This window comes from Algoriphagus mannitolivorans DSM 15301 (assembly GCF_000429425.1).
Lineage (GTDB): Bacteria > Bacteroidota > Bacteroidia > Cytophagales > Cyclobacteriaceae > Algoriphagus > Algoriphagus mannitolivorans.
The window spans coordinates 126,329-141,953 of the sequence record NZ_AUBV01000005.1; the positions used below are offsets into that span (position 1 = coordinate 126,329).

A 15,625-nucleotide genomic window follows, 5' to 3' on the forward strand; every position below is an offset into this window, starting at 1 on the left:
AAGAAGAGTTGTGGGGGATTTGAATTTTTCAAGAAATGCCCCAAACTCATTGATTGTGCATTTTTGTTTTATAAAAGCGAGTTTTTGATCATATTCGAAAAATTAATATTCCTTATGCGAAAGCTGTTTTTTTTGTTTTTGATTCTCTCAGCAAGTTGTGACGAACTGATCGATATTGAGGAAATTGAGGGCCCTTGCACCATTATTTTGAAAGATGGGACGAATATCCTGACCAATGGAAATATCGAAATTCTGAAGAGTACTGGGGTGATGACCTATAGAGATGAAAAAGATAAACTTTGGTCATTAACACCGGAGGAGTACGAAAGCTATGATTGTAGTCCCAATTAACAGCTCTTATTCAGAAGTCACCTTGATATACTCATAAAAAAAGCAGCCCGAAGGCTGCTTTTCATGTTTTTAGTGTGCTGCGGCTGTTGCAGCGGGTTTGGAACCTTTTTGCCAGATAAAGAAGATGATGAACAAAACGATCAAAATTCCTGGGAAGGTGACCATTTTCATTAAAGTCTCCTGACCGGCGGCTAGTTCTAGCGCATCTCCTGAAAGGCCTGCGGCACTTTGAGAAGCTCTTGCGCTGTCAATCCATCCGCCGATGATAGGCTGGAAAATAGCGGTAGAAAACATTCCAATTCCACCGATAATTGACATTCCCAGCGCTCCGGAAAGAGGGACTCTTTGAGCTACTGATCCCACCATTACCGGCCAGAAATAGCAAACTCCGATTGCGAAGATCAATGCGGCCACATAAGCCATTGGGCCTGTTACTGTGCTGAATAGGAAGATTCCGATGGCGGCAAAGATTGAACCTCCCAGAAGAACTCCTGTTTGTCCCAAAGCTTTTACCACAGGTCCAGCGAAGAAGCGTCCAATTGCCATCACACCAGTCGTCAAGGCCAAAATCAACATTGGGCTAGCACCACTGGAAGACATGATCAGACCTACCCATTGCTGAGGTCCGAATTCGGAGATGGCAGTAAGTGCCATGCAGAAAAACAAGAAGATAAATACAGGGCTAAACATAGCCTTGATGTTGGAGCCCACTGAAGTCACTCCTTCTACGCTTGGTTTAGGGAAGGCTTTTCCAAAGAAAAGAACTGCGTATGCAATTGTAGGAATCATCATCACCCATACTTGAGCTTGCCAGGTCATTCCACCATCAGTCATGAATTTTGAAACCAAACTTCCGATCACGATGCCGCCAGGGAACCACATGTGGAAACGGTTTAACATCTTGTTCAAGGTAGTTCCACTGTACATATCTGCAATCATAGGATTACAAGCGGCTTCGGTACATCCGTTACCAAATCCAATAAACAAAGTGGAAATCAAGAGCGTGGTGTACCCACCTGCAAATATGGTCATCAGAATGCCTAGGGTATGGGTGATAAAGGCAATCCTCATGATGTTTGCAGGGCCTACTTTGTGGTAGAACAAGCCTCCAAGAATCATGGAAATTGGGAATCCAAAGAACCACATGGAGTTAATAAAGCCTAGCTGTTCTGCTGAAAGCCCGAATGAATCTCCCAGTTGGGGAAGAATCCCCGCACGGATAGAAAAGGAGAAGGCGGTGGTGATTAGCGCCAGGCAGCTTGCATTGAAGAGGGCGCCGCGGTTGATGGTTTGAGTCATAGATGAGTGCTTTTGGTTTTTGGGTTGTTTGAGATGATTTTTGAGTGGGCTCAAAATAGAAAAAAAAGTCCATTTAGCTTTCCCGTGTATAGAAAATAGTACTTCTTCTACATGATCTATTGGATGACCAAAAGTGAGGAAGTTATTTTTTCACGGTACTGGTAATCGGAATTTTGGATATAAAGCACTACTGCGTAGGTTCCTAATGGGATAAATTTCCCCCGAAATCTCCCTTCCCACTGTAGAAAAGGGATTTCGATTGGGATTTCTTCAGATTTTTCGTGGTGGATAAGTTCCCCCTGTCTGTTATAGATAAAAAGTTCGACATCGGTTATCCCCTTACTTAAAGTGACCTCAAAATTCCTGCTTGGATCTCCCAAAACCATCGCATTTGGCATGATATATCTAAATGAGCATGCATCATAGGTACTGAAAGCTTTGTAAAACTCGCAGCCGTCTTTGGTAATGACCCTCAATTGGTACTCTCCTATTTCCTTGGGATTGAATACAGGATCTTCTGACACCAGTACATCATCCAAGTACCAGAAATACTGATCAAAATCTCCAGGGTCTAAACTTGGACCGGATTTTCCTTTTGAACAAACTCCGTATTCATCCTCTAAAACAGGTAAGGTTAATAACTGGCTTTTTTCGACTTTGATAAAGTTTCTCCCGATCTCACAGCCGATTCTATTGTAAACTACAATCTCATAATTCCCTTCTTTCTCGACTGTGATTTCAAGCTGATTGTTGAATTCAGGCAGTGCTTTTCTTTCCCCTGAATCATTGAAAAAAATCCATTCAGAGGTTTTTACTTCTTCTAGGTTGGTAGAAGCCGTGATTAGTGAGGTTCCTGGTTCAGGACAAATCTTATTGGCCTCCATGTTTACATTCACTTGGAGGACTGGAGCTTTTACTGTGAAAAATATGGGTGTCTTTGGGCAAAATCCGCTTTGTAAAGGTTGTACGATCAAGGAGTAATCTCCTATCGCAGTTGAAAAGAAGAACTCATTTCTGCCTACAATTTCTCCATCAGAATTTATCCAACGGATCGAAGTTTGCTCAGGAAGGAGACCTTCTATTACAGCTTGGTAAACCTGATTGCCAAAGCAATCCTCCTCAAATAGGGAAAGATCAAAAGAAAAGTCGCTGGCTAGTTTTGCAGTAAAGGTTTGAGATTTTGGACATAATCCGGAAGAGGGATTGCTTGGGCTGGCGATGAGCTCGTAAACACCTTCTTGAGTAAGTGTAAAATAATCCCCTGAATTACTGCTTTGTTCACTTCCATCCGGAAGTTTCAACCTAAAACTCAGGTCTTGGGAAGTTTCTGGCTTTAGATTGAAAGTTTGGCAAATGGTAATTTCTTTTGGGACACTAAAACTAGCCTCTTGGATTTTGGGAATAGAAAACTCTTTGATTGGGTAGGTGCATCCGTCTATTTTTAATTCAAAAATGTAATTCCCAGCCATTAAAGGAACTGTCAATTGGTTTTCATTGGTAATCTGTCCGGTGATTACTTCCCCAATTCCCAGTGAAAGAATCCTAAACTCGGCATTCACCTTGCCTTGTTTGAAATCTAACTTTACCAAACCTGGCTCTACCCCGGATTGAGAGCACTTCTCTGGTTCGAATGTATAGTCAGGCAAGACAATATCCGGGGTGCCAGCATTTACAACAGGGGGATCCTTGGTTTCTAGATTGAACAAGGTGATAAATTCACAACCATTGGAATAGGCAGCAATGGAATAGATTTGTGGTGTTAGTGTGGTAAGGGTTTGGGTTTGTCCGGAGGAAATATTGGAGAACAATTGTCCAGTTTCAAAAACCCGTATGGAATCCAATTTGGAGAGAGCTTTGATGGAAAAAGAACCATTGTCTTCAATGCAGTTATCGGGTTTTTGAAGGAGAGAGATTTCAATTTTTGGGCTTTCTCTCACTTTAAAGGATATTTTCCTTTCCGACCTACAATCCGGGTAAGCAGGGTCAATCGCACTAAACTTCACCGTATAGTCCCCGATTTTAGAGAGATTTTCCGGCTTTAATTCCAAGGAAAATGAACTTTCGAATTTTTGGTATTGAGTTTCGCCAGGGGAAAGGAGAAACCATTCACCAGCCAAGGGAGTATCTATTCCCACCACCACTGAACTTCCCTGACAAACAGAGTTAGAAAATAGGGTCATTTTATAATCGAGGGAAGGCCCCACGTAGGTGGAGCCAAGGATGGTGCAAAACTGCTGCCCGCTGGCACCTCGTTTGAATAACTCGATTTTGTAAAACCCTTCTTTAGTGACTTCCAGTTCGTTCGACCTCCCTACGATATTGTTCCCAATATCTCTCCAAATAAATTCAAATTGATTGAATTCCGGAGTGGCTGGATCAATGGCTTGAATGAGTGTGGGCTCTTCTCCACAAAGCAAATAATCTGGAAGCAATGCCAGTTCAGGCCCTTTTTGGACAGTAATATTCTTTTTTTCCGTATAGATGATTGAGGCATTTCTCCTTACACTCAAGGAAAGACTGTAGGTGCCAATTTCATTGAAAGAAACCTTGATGGTCTCAAATTGACTTCCTCCTGTCCGGTTAAAAACTTCCTCCCCTTGTGGCCCTGTTACTTTCCAATTATACACATCCGAACTTGGGTCACCTCCTGCGCTATAGGTTCCGACTACGCCTCCAAACACAATACACAGATTCTCCGGTCCGGTCAAACTGGGATTGGCCATAGCTAAAATGGCAGGATTTGGATTAATTACTTCCCCCTTTTTCTCTCCTTGAAGAAGAAATAGTGGAAAAAGAAAAAAAATCCAAGCCAGCAACATTTCGTGTTTTCCGGATGGAAATTGACTTTTGAGCAATTGAAAGGCGGAAATTTGGGTGAAGAGGCTAGAAATAGGCCTCCTGATTCAATTCATGTTTTCCAGTTTCAAAAAATGTTCCAATAAGGGATTCCAGAATGTTTTTAGTCGTTTAATCAATCACCAGAATTGCTCCAAATCTTTCCTCCTGGATGTTTTTTTCTAGATTTCGGTAGGAGATTTTAACGGCATACGTGCCGGTAATTACTTTTTCTCCTCTATAGAATCCATCCCAATTACAAGTTGCTTCTCCTTCTTTTAAGTCAAAGTTTTTGCACCGGAAGACTTCATTCCCCCATTTGTTGAGAATCCAAACTTCCAGCTCGTCAATTAGGTAATTGGAATAAATCAGAAAGCCTTTGTCCGGATTGCCAGGCTGAATAGCATTGGGGAAAGAAACCCTCAGCTCACATTCTTCCAAGGTCTCAAAACTGGTCTCGTAAGCGCACCCTTCATTGCTATAGACGACCAGATAATAAATTCCAATCTGGTCAGGTTTGTAGATTGGGCTATTCGATACCAAGCGGTCTCCAAAATACCATTCATAGGAGGCGAAAGTTCCTGGGTTTAAGCTTGGGCCGATTCCCAGATTTGGGCAGATCTGATAGCTTTCTTCCAGAATTGGCCGAGTTTGATCTGTGCTTCGGATCACTAATGCTTCATCTCTTCCCAGTAGGCAATCAAACTCATTAAAAACCCTGACTTCATAGGTGCCTTCCTCGATTGCCAAGATTTCGACCTTATTTCTATTGCTGATCATTTCAGACTGATTATTGCTCAGGTCTGTAAACCACCATTCAATTCGCTCGACTATGTTCATGTTCGAGACAAGGCTCAAGGCGGTATTTGGCTGGTCGGGACAAAAGGTTTCGGCTTCAATGTCCACCTGAAGAGTTAATATTGGTGCCTCAATTTCAAACATTTTGGGAACTTGGTCACAGGGAAGACTATTGGCAGGATGTACATCCAGGAAATAAATTCCAGGGGTGCCGGAGCTAAAATCTATGGCAGTACCCAGCGTATCTCCAGCAGAGTTTGTCCAGAATATTTCTACATCTTCGGATAAAAGAGAGCCGATGTTTGCAGAATAATAAGATATCCCTTGACAATCTTGGGAAATGAATTCTGGATTGAATTCAATTTTTTCTGTTCGTGTTGCCTGAATGATTTTTTGTTCCGGGCATAAGACTGGGTTCGGGGATGAATCAAAGCCATAAACGACATATTCGCCATTGCTGGAAAGTTTAAAACTTTCACCTGAATTGATTGACTGAATACTTCCATCTGGATTTGTAATCTCAAATTTAAGTGGTTGACTGGATTGAGGGAAAATCAGGGTTTCCTCACAGAAGGTCACTTGGTCGGGGACTTCAAAAGAAACTCTGTCCAGATTCAAATCAATTTGTATGCTCTTTCTTCCAAGTTCACAATTTTTGTTGATCTCTGGGATAATGCTAAAAACTGCCAATTCATATACTCCTGGCTCGTCCACTTCAATCTCCAGTTGATTCTTAAATTCCGGAAGTTCTATAATCCCACCACTGGAATCAAATCTTCTCCAATTCCATGCTGTAGCTTCTTCTGGAAATTCCAAATCGGCTGTGATTATGGCCTTTGGGCCCAATTCACAAAGTTGAGTCGCGGAAAGGACAACTTCCATGGTCAAAATGGGATCCCTGACCAAAAATGGTTTTGGAGGAATGGGGCAAGCTGAACTATTGGCAGGTTGAACATCCAGTTTAAATTCACCCGTAGAAATCGGATTTAAGAATTGCCCATTACCCACTATTTCTTCTTTTTCATTGTACCAAGTGAAAATAACCGAGTTTGGATCCCTTCCCTGGATATCGGCTTGGAAGGTTCGGTTTCCTTGGCAGTCCTCTTCAATTAGAACTACTTCAAAGTCCACAGGATCCACCAGATTGACGGTGAAAAATTTTGAGACTGGACAGAATAAATCATCAGTGGGATCGCGTCCGATTATTTTGTGTTCCCCGGCTTCGGTTAGGGTGAAAGGTTCGTTGCTTGGGTTTAATTGGGATATGCCAGATGGGGAGATGACTTCATATTCCAGATTTCGATTGAGAGAGGTGGGGGTCAATTCTCCTGATTGACAGATAAAAATTTCCTCAGGGACAAAATAATCGACCAGAAGTTTACCTGGGATTTCGATTTTTTCCTCCTTAGCAAAGGAACAACTATCCTGATTAGAAAGCTCAAACACGTAGTTCCCCCCAGGCAGTGTAATCAGAAGTTCTTTTTTGTTGGAAAATGACTCTAGCGCAACTAAATCGCCCTTGTCAGTCAAAATGTTGTAATACCCATCCGATGGTCCGTTCTTTATATTAACAAGAAAACTGCCGTCAAGCCTACCATCTGTTGTACAGGTTTCACCAATTATTTCTTCAATATCATAATCCAATTCAGGAGGCAAATTTCCCAAAGGCACTACAGATGCATACGAATTGTCACAGTTTCCTAAAATTGAGATTAGGTTATAAGCTCCAGACTCTATTCCAGGGATAGTGTAAGTGTCGCCTGCTTTAAGCGGCGGGGTGGAGATATTGGTATTTTCAATGATCAAATAATCGATATCTGTCAATGCTCGTATGACAATTCCCCCATCTGCGATCTCACAACCACTCGATGGAATTGGATCCAAAAGTTCAAAATCAGGCTGAGGATTGTAGGAAATGGTTTTAGTTTTTCGAATCAGGCAATTGACCGCATCAGGATTTATCACTTCAAAAATCACCTCATAATCCCCAAAGCCTTCAATCATGTCGATAGGGTTTAGAATGATTGAACTGGCATTTGAGTTTAACAGATATTCAGTAGCACCGCCCGATTTTTTCAAAAACCATTTGCCTCGGGCAGAAGGATTGGTCGTAAAAGTCAACCCCTGATTTGAGCAGAAAGAATCAGCCAAGGACTCGATTTCAGTATTGTTTGAATCATTTACCTGAGTGGTAAAAACCGAAGAGCATTCCTTGTCTCCACTGCTATTTGGAATGAAAACGGACACCGAGTAAACTCCTGGCTGGGTAACGGTTAGCGTGTTTGAAGTCGATAAAACTGTGCCGGCAGAACTGGTCCACTCGAATTCATAATCTCCGAAAAAAGGGGCTGTAGGGGATATGGCTTGAAGGTTTAAAGGATCCGTTCCGCACAGAGAATAAGATGGGTTAAGCGTAGGCGTAGGCCTATCTTGGATTCTAACGTTAAGGGTTTGGGCAGGAAATACAATCACGCCACGCTTTACCTGCAATTCTACACGGTGTACACCCGGGTTTGAGAAAGTAAAATTTATAGATTGTAAGAGTTCTCCGCCGGTTAGTGTTTGGGAGATTTGATCTCCGGAGGGGCCGAATATTTTCCAGGTATAAACATCCGTTTCGGGAATCCCTCCTCCGGAAAATGTTCCCAATACACTCTTGCCGCCAAAGGCAAAGCATAGATTTTCCGAACCGGTTAGTTTAGGTAAATTAAAACTCCTGGGTTCGTTCAATTGCATCTTATTCCCCGCCAAATAAAACGCACTAGACCCCATTGCCAAGAATAGCAATCCTATTAATCCTAGTATAGCAGTTCGTTTTTTCACAAGATGTTAGCTCGGGAGACTCGGAAAGGGTCTGGGAATAAGGCTTCTAAGCTACCAAATTTTGCCTTCCCTAAAAAATTAAAAAGGGCTGAATTCAAGTACTCAGCCCTTTTCTATTTATCTAACGAACACCCATTCCTCTGAATTGCTCTGAGGCTCTGAAAATTCATATCCCTCATCGTGAAAGGCTTTCAGTGCCTCAGGATCGGTAATTTTGTTTTTTATAGCAAAGTTGGTCATCATGCCTCGAGCCTGCTTTGCAAAAAATCCCACAATCTGATATTTCCCGTTTTTGAACTCCTTGAAATGGATAGTAATGACTTTTGACTTGAGTGCCTTCAAGTCCACCGCCTTGAAATACTCTTGGGAGGCCAAGTTGATGATAGGCTCGCCTTCAGCAGCTAGGTTGATGGCTTTTGCGATTTTGGTTCCCCAATACTCGTAAAGATTTTTTCCCTTTTTGGTTTCAAGTCTTGTCCCCATCTCCAACCGATAAGGTTGGATTAAATCCAAGGGTTTCAGAAGTCCATACAGTCCTGAAAGAATTCTCAAATGGTTCTGGGCAAACTCAAAATCCTGGAATGAGTAATTGTCCACATCGATTTTGGTATATACATCCCCTTTGAAAGCCAAAAGAGCTTGCTTCGAGTTTTCAAAGGAAAATTCTTTTTGAAAATTCTTATAGCGTTGTTCGTTGAGCTGGGCAAGGTTTTCACTAATGTCCATCAGTTCGGCGATTTCACGGGCTGACTTTTTTTTCATCGCCTGTACCAAGGTCTTGACATCGCTGCCGAAATCCGGTTGGGTAAATTTCTGAATATGAGGGTCTGAATAATCTAAGGTTTTCGCGGGGGAAATTAGGATAAGCATACTATTGGATAATCGTAATGGCTTTGGTCTCTTTTAAGGTAATATTTTGGTCTTTGGAAGTAAACCTCACGACTACAGCATATGTTCCGTTTGGAACAAATTTTCCATTATAGGTTCCGTCCCAAGGGCAGAATGGCTGTCTAGGCTCAACGTTTTGGTGTTCACAATAGAAAATCAATTCTCCCCAGCGGTTGATAATGAAGACCTCAATGTCGTCGATATATTCATTTGCATAGAGAATGAAATTCCTGTTTGGGTCGCCCAGCACTACACCATTTGGATAAATTATCCTGAGTTGGCAATCTTCTACCACGGTGAAGGTGGCCGAATATTCACAACCTAGATTATCTGAAACGATCAATTCATATTCTCCCGGGAGGGTAGGGGTAAAGATGCCTTCAGTAGATACTTCCTCTCCGTTGAGAATCCAGGAGTAATTCGGATAATTTCCGGGATTAATGCTTCTGGTCACTCCCTCGATGGCGCAAATGGTGAAGGGCTCCAGGGGAACCACCGGAGGTATTATGGTGGATTTGAGTACGCTTCCACTGGCTCTTCCCAACTCGCAGCCAAATGCGCTTCGGAGAAGAACCTCATAAGTGCCTTCCGAACTGACTTCGACGATTGGTAGTCCGTCAAATGCCGGAATTCGGGTTTTGGTACCTCCATTCACCGCAAACCATTCTATATCCGCCACATTGGTTAAATCAGCATTGACCACCAATGTTGTGCTCGTTTGATCCACGCAGAATGGCGTCACTTCCAAATTTACCAAGACTGATTCTGCCAATATTTCAGCAGTGAAAGGAATGGCCGAACCAGGACAAAGACCTCCGGATGCGGGCTGAACTTCCAAGGTGTAGTTGCCGTCACGGCTTGGAACAAAAGTTTGCCTTCTGCCGACTATCACACCCAATTCATCTTTCCATAGAAAAATCACATCCGCAGGCGAGGCGTTGTTCAAAACGGCTTCATACCTCACTCCTGTTTGACAGTCTACAATAGGACCTGAAAGGGAGAAATTTACCGGTTGGGTAAGAGTCACCTGCATGGAGATTTCTTTGGGGCAATCGACTCCTGATGGATCAACACCTCGCATGGTATAGGTTCCACTTTGGGTTAATGTGAAGTTGCCACTTGCATCAGGATTGATAGCTGTGCCGGTGGAATTGGTGAGCGTGTAGGTTAAAGGTTTGGGTCCGGTAGGCGCAAAAGTAAAGCTCTCACAAGCGGTGACATTGGTGGGTACCGAGAACACCACCTCCAGTTTTTGGGCAATGGAGTAAACCTGAGGATCTGGAATTGAGCATCCAAACTGGTCTTGGACTTCCACCACATAATCTCCATAAGGAACTTCGACGCTAAAAGGCAATTGGTTAGGAAGTGGGCCGGTAAATACTTGTCCGTCACCTTGTCTGACAATCCGGTACTCCCCAATTTGAACCACTCCAGAAGTAAATTCAATGGTAATCAGTCCGGGACTAACTCCAGTGGCTGCACAGACCTCATCCGTGGTAGCTACAGTAAAGGTCATCAAGGATGGAGGGTTCTGATTTTCTACAGTCACTGAAAGAGTATAAAAACAACCAAAGGAATTTTCGGCCTCCACTGTATAGACGCCTGGCAAGACATTGGTCACGGGAATTACATCACCGGCAGACACATTGGAAAATACAAGGTTTAGCTCTGGCACTCTTACCTCCGCTGCGTTGGCCTGCATCTCGATATCGAAAGATCCGTCGGCTGTATTACAGTCTGTAGCTGGATTGGTCTGAGTCAATACAAATGTAGGTAGCTCATGCACGAGCAGGTCTAATTTTTTCTCCACCACACAGCCGGCCAAAATGGGGTCTTCAGTCACAAAAATAATTTCGTAAAGTCCAGGGCCAGGAAGTGTATTGACAAACAATTCTAATTCAAAGAATTCACCTAAAGAAACGCGATTTCCATCTTGATCACGCTCGAAAAACCATTCTCCGGTAATCGGTGTGTCCGGGGCAAAAGTCACAGTGACCTCTTCATAACAGACTTCGTTGGCGCTTTGATTGATTTCAAATTCAAATGCAGGCCCAACAAAAACCTCAGCAGTGGAAGGGCAGGTTTCAAAAAGTGAAGCCTCGTCCTCAGAAAGCCCTCCAGGAATTCTGTAGCTTACTTGAACTGTATAAATACTTTCCTCATCTACCTTAATTGAGTTGGAGTTTTCGTCTCCAAAAATCTGTCCCGCGGCATTGGTCCAAAGGAAATCATATAGTCCCTCAGCAGGATCATACCCATCAATGGCAGTCAGGGTTACCGGAGTGCCTGCGCAAAGCGTAACGTCTGATTCTAGGGTCAATGCTGGAGGAGCTACGACCTCTATCTCTCCCTCAAATTCTGCATAGGCAATATCAGCACATCGATCCACACGAAGTTTCACGGTATAAATTCCCGGCTCATTGAATATTTGCTCCAAGGTCTGGAATTCATCCCCAGGACCTCCGAATTCATTGAGGATGACTGTTCCGTCGTCCTTGATGATAGTCCAGAAATAGCTGTCGATATCCGGTTCTCCTCCACCTTCCAAGATAGCTTCTGCTCCTAAAACGGGGTCCAGGCAAAGCCTTGGCGGGAGTACCAATTCCGGTTCAGTGATGGAGCTGCCCGAGTTTTGGACAAAATTCGGTAATCCTAGATTTGCGGTACCTGGCATAGGTTCCACAGCATCTTGAGTAAAGGTGCTGGTGCCGGAACATCCGCTGCCTACCTGAATCTGTCCGATCCGATTATCTCCAACGACGGCAACGTAGATTTGTCCGTCTGAGGCGATTTGCAATGCTCCCAAATTCAAGTTTGCAGTACCGCTTACTTGCTTTTTGGTAGAAATGATACAAGCTTCCCGCTGCGCTCTGGTGCTTGCATTGGTAAAACAGGATGGGCAAGCCGCTGCATTAGGGTCATTTTGATCTACAGGTTTGATGATAAATTCCTCAACCCCTGGCCCACCATTCCTGTAGGAAACCAGAATTCTGTCAGATTCAGTGTTGAACTCTAGGCCGTACACATTGCCGTTGCAGCCAAGATTAAGCCGGGCATACTCGGTCATTTTTCCGGTTCTCTGGTCAAAATCGAAGATCTCTGCCTTGTTACAGCCTCCTTCTGAAATGGTAACGGCTACCTTGGTGCCATCTGGGCTGAACTTCATAGCACCTACTCCTGAGTTGAAACCGTGATTACTTCCTACTGAACTGAGGACAGGCTGCCCAATTCCATTGGCAGTGACTGGATAGGATCTGAAGGTATTATTACCCAATTCATGGAAAAGAACCCAAGTGGTGTCTCCTGAAGTTAAAGCTGCCGATTGCTCGGTAGAAGGACTGAAAAGGAAATTATTTTTAGTGACCACATTCCCCACTCCGGTTTGGTTTTCGGACTTGATGTCAACTAGTGAATAGCTCACCGTATTTGTGCCACTGGCAGAGGCTTGGGTAGTAAATAAGTAATATAGAGTGGGTTGGGAGGGTACTCCTACAGCCACTACAGATTGGCTTGCGGTATTATCTCCACCGATATCCTGCCCGTTTTGCATCAGGTCACCATTCAGATCCCAGACAGAAGAGCCATCCGTAAAGAACAACACTTGGCCTGCCTGATCCGAAATGGTAGTCGTCCCCGCAGGAATATTTTGTGGGTGTCGCTGGGCAATCGGTCTCGGTACTGGGGCATTTTCATCGTCAGGGTCTGGGTTAAAGTCCAGACCTGCACCATCACCAAAGTACCAGATATTATTAGTTTGGTCGGGGACGTCCCACATTTTTATGCGGATTTCCGCGTAGGCATAACATTGAGAACCTTGCTCACGAACAAGTACCCAATATAATCCAGGCTTACAGACTTCATTGGGCTCTTTGTTGATCCAACCTCGATCCCGTTTGTTTGACCAGAAGTATTCGTAATTGCTACCACTTCCACCAGGAGCTTCTCCACCCTGCTCACCTTCTGCTGATTGGGCCTGAAGAAAAGCCTCAATGTCAATACAGGACTCACAAATAGTGGTGTCAGAAGGAGTGAAATTTGCCTCTAGATTATTTTCGGTAAGAGGTATGGTTTTGGTGACGTTTTTAGTAGTACCGTCAGCAAATTCTACGGTCAGTTTTACAGAAATACTTGAACCCGTGGTGGCATCCTGAGGCACCAAAAAATGTTCTTGTTTGAAATCGGCAGGCAATGGGTTGCCATCAGAATCGGTCAAAGGAGGGTTAAATTCCCAATTAAACGATACTGGCTGGTAATTTTCGGGAGTAATCTCACTGGTCAACTGCACCGGGTTATTCGCGCAGGGTTCTAAAGGATCCCAAGTGAAATCTACCGTTGGCTCGATATCGGCATTTGGGGCAAAAGTGGGGAATACCTTTCCGCAAAAGTCTATTCCGCCAAAGGGATCTTCTTCAACCGTCAATGCAGTCAAATCAGGTTCATTGGGATTGGTGACTCTACCAATCAACTGTGGACCCCCTGCTACTTCTTCATAGATGTAATAAAGTTGGCCATCTGGGCCACTTTTTATATCAAAAATCTGGCTTGGAGTATTGGCTAAAGGAATCTGCTCGGGAGTACCTCCCAAATTGTTTGTTGGAATTCTGAAAAGTTGATTTCCCCTGGAATAATAAATGAAATTTCCGTCTGGGGAGAAATCTGCACCTCCAAAATCTCCTGTACCACTGGAATTGCTGATTGGGGATGGACTTCCAAAATTGCCGTTGCTGGAGTTGAAAGGCACCACCAAAATATCATCTCCTGAGTTTTGGGGGATAATTAGCAATTGACTGCTGGCTTCATCAAAAACAATTGCTTTTGGAGTAAATGGAATACCCTGAGTATCTCTTTGATTAAATGATCCTTGAGTAGCACCTAGCTCTCGGGATATCAGATTACCACCTGCAAAACTGATCAGAAAAGAAAGGGAAGCGGAGGTTTTGACAACCAAAAGGGCGCCTTGTCCGGGTCCGATTACCTGATCTTTGGTAATGACCTCTCCTAGTGGACGTTCGTTTCCAGTCGCCTGCCCAGGGGCATTCATATCCACCACAGCATACTGAAGTTGACCGCCGGGGGATAAATAAAAAATATAAAACAGCTTATTGCCATTCGGATTGTATTCCAAAAACCCGACACTGACCTGCTGATGACCTTGAAAATTTCCGTTTAGTCCAGAGCCTACGCCCTGGATTTGTTTTTGGCTATTATCGTAGACTAATTCTCCGTTGGTTTGGAATAAAGGCTGCCCAGTAATAGGGTCTATGGCAATCGCGGAGTTGTTTTGGCCCAGAATTATGCTGGATGGCAAAGTCTGGACATTGGCACTCGAACCTTTTCCAAAAGATAGGTAATTGCTGGGGCCAGTGGCACAACTTCCAAAAATCCACTCGTTCTCATTGAAACCCTGCGCATTCAGTATTCCACTACTCCCCAGGAAGAATAGTAGCAATGATTTTGTAAAAATTAAAATGATCCTTATGGAAATAGGAATGCTTTTCATAATTTTCGAACTGCTTCTAAAACAACCATTCGTTTAGAATCGTTTTAAAAGCTGACTGAATATTCAAATAAACGAACATTTCCTTGTTACGGTCTCTGCTTTGCTTGGTTTTTTTTGTGAGTGTCTGGGTTGGTATTTCTCCTGAAGTACTGGCGCAGGATCCACAGTACAGCCAATATTATGCAGCCCCACTTTATTTGAATCCCGCCATGGCTGGTGGAGAGTTGACAGGTCGGGTTGGGTTTAATTACCGAAACCAATGGCCTTCTATAGACGCTCAGTTCACAACTTTCTCTGCTTATTATGATACCTATCTCCCGGATTACAATAGCGGGATAGGCTTTCATATCATGCAGGATACTGAGGGAGCTGCCAAATTAAGATCGACTTCTATTTCAGCTATGTATTCCTACGAGTTGAAATTGGGTCAAAACTCCTATTTCCGCCCTGGGTTTCAAGCTTCCTACATCCGCAGACAAATTGGATTTTACGAAAATCTTGTTTTTGCCAATCAGATCAATCCTTCTAATCCTTGGGGAGACCTTTTGCCGGGCAATGATATCCCTGGTCTAGGCGATCCTGTAGGTCTATTGTCTCTGTCAGTGGGCGGATTGTTTTTTACTGAAAATCTCTGGGCTGGTGTAGCGGCACATCATGTCAATGAACCTAATCAGTCCTTTATCGAGGGAATTAGCCCTTTGCCGATGAAATTGTCTTTTCACGCAGGATACCGAATCGATTTGGGAGAGGGATCCATGCGAAGTGACTTTACCCACATGAGGAGACAGAGATCACTTACACCTACAATCAATTACAAGTCTCAAGGTCCTTTTGAGCAACTAGACTTAGGGGCTTACCTTTACTTAGAGCCTATTGTTTTTGGACTTTGGTATCGTGGCCTACCTTATAAGCCAGTTGAAAACCAAAGCAATCGGGACGCAATTGTCATGATGGTGGGGGTAAATCTGCTTTCCGGCTTGAACATTGGGTATAGCTTTGATTACACCGTTTCCCAATTGGGAATTCAGTCTGGTGGGGCACATGAGATTAGCCTTTCTTGGACCCTGCCTAATAGCTATCAGGGCAAACCTTTGAGAAGGGATACGATTCTCCCTTGTCCAAAATTCTAAT

At 43.6% G+C, this 15,625-nt stretch carries 7 protein-coding genes; 2 read left to right on the forward strand and 5 right to left on the reverse strand.

Features of this window, described 5'->3' with window-relative positions; genetic code table 11:
* The first annotated feature begins 114 nt into the window (after positions 1–114).
* Positions 115–351 carry a hypothetical protein gene (locus G458_RS0105340; RefSeq protein ID WP_026950989.1) on the forward strand — a complete coding sequence of 79 codons (237 nt, stop codon included), beginning with the start codon at positions 115–117 and terminating at the stop codon, positions 349–351.
* Positions 352–420: 69 nt separating this feature from the next.
* Here the strand turns inward: G458_RS0105340 and G458_RS0105345 are convergent, their stop codons facing one another.
* The 5 genes from G458_RS0105345 to G458_RS0105370 all read right to left on the reverse strand — a co-directional run bounded on the left by G458_RS0105345 (position 421) and on the right by G458_RS0105370 (position 14,443).
* Positions 421–1,650: an MFS transporter gene (locus G458_RS0105345; protein ID WP_026950990.1), complete on the reverse strand. Its 1,230-nt coding sequence runs from the start codon at positions 1,648–1,650 to the stop codon at positions 421–423.
* A 116-nt stretch (positions 1,651–1,766) separates the two neighbouring features.
* The gene (locus G458_RS0105350; protein ID WP_157359707.1) at positions 1,767–4,373 is read right to left on the reverse strand and encodes a hypothetical protein; all 2,607 of its coding nucleotides are present in this window, start codon (positions 4,371–4,373) and stop codon (positions 1,767–1,769) included.
* Between the two features lie 244 nt (positions 4,374–4,617).
* The gene (locus G458_RS0105360) at positions 4,618–8,106 is read right to left on the reverse strand and encodes a hypothetical protein (RefSeq protein WP_157359708.1); all 3,489 of its coding nucleotides are present in this window, start codon (positions 8,104–8,106) and stop codon (positions 4,618–4,620) included.
* 117 nt (positions 8,107–8,223) lie between these two features.
* On the reverse strand, positions 8,224–8,976 hold the full coding sequence (yaaA, locus tag G458_RS0105365; RefSeq protein ID WP_026950993.1) for a peroxide stress protein YaaA: 753 nt from the start codon (positions 8,974–8,976) through the stop codon (positions 8,224–8,226).
* A 1-nt stretch (position 8,977) separates the two neighbouring features.
* Positions 8,978–14,443 carry a gliding motility-associated C-terminal domain-containing protein gene (locus G458_RS0105370; RefSeq protein WP_245579233.1) on the reverse strand — a complete coding sequence of 1,822 codons (5,466 nt, stop codon included), beginning with the start codon at positions 14,441–14,443 and terminating at the stop codon, positions 8,978–8,980.
* 134 nt (positions 14,444–14,577) lie between these two features.
* Between G458_RS0105370 and G458_RS0105375 the strand changes: the two genes are divergently transcribed.
* Positions 14,578–15,624 carry a PorP/SprF family type IX secretion system membrane protein gene (locus G458_RS0105375; protein ID WP_026950995.1) on the forward strand — a complete coding sequence of 349 codons (1,047 nt, stop codon included), beginning with the start codon at positions 14,578–14,580 and terminating at the stop codon, positions 15,622–15,624.
* Position 15,625 lies beyond the last annotated feature (1 nt).

Excerpts from the sequence above, each read along its gene's own strand:
- G458_RS0105340 (WP_026950989.1), top strand. The coding sequence starts at position 115 with ATGCGAAAGCTGTTTTTTTTGTTTTTGATTCTCTCAGCAAGTTGTGAC.
- G458_RS0105345 (WP_026950990.1), bottom strand. The coding sequence starts at position 1,650 with ATGACTCAAACCATCAACCGCGGCGCCCTCTTCAATGCAAGCTGCCTG.
- G458_RS0105350 (WP_157359707.1), bottom strand. The coding sequence starts at position 4,373 with ATGGCCAATCCCAGTTTGACCGGACCGGAGAATCTGTGTATTGTGTTT.
- yaaA (WP_026950993.1), bottom strand. The coding sequence starts at position 8,976 with ATGCTTATCCTAATTTCCCCCGCGAAAACCTTAGATTATTCAGACCCT.